Raw genomic sequence first — 278 nt, 5'->3', positions numbered from 1 at the left:
GTTGGACGGCTGCTCGTGCAGGCTAGCGTCGGGACCGGAGACCACACCGTGGGCGCCGATCTCGGCCAGCGGCGCGAGACCGAGCTCCTCGGCCTTGGCCTTGCTCGCCACCACCACGGCGGCGGCGCCGTCGGAGATCTGCGAGGCCGAACCCGCGGTGATCGTGCCGTCGGAGGCGAAGGTGGGCCGCAGCTTCGCCAGGCTCTCCGCGGTGGTGTCGGCGCGCACGCCCTCGTCGGTGTCGAACACGACCGGGTCGCCCTTGCGCTGCGGAATCC

At 73.0% G+C, this 278-nt stretch carries 1 protein-coding gene; it reads right to left on the bottom strand.

The window, feature by feature from the left end; all coding sequences use genetic code 11:
* On the bottom strand, positions 1-278 hold a 278-nt coding region (locus JHE00_RS34835; protein ID WP_504739436.1), incomplete at both ends, for a thiolase family protein.

It is taken from the genome of Prauserella cavernicola (assembly GCF_016595675.1).
In the GTDB taxonomy this organism is placed as follows: Bacteria; Actinomycetota; Actinomycetes; order Mycobacteriales; family Pseudonocardiaceae; genus Prauserella_A; species Prauserella_A cavernicola.
Note: the sequence above shows the minus strand (reverse complement) of the source record. Positions and strands in the feature narration are given on the sequence as shown.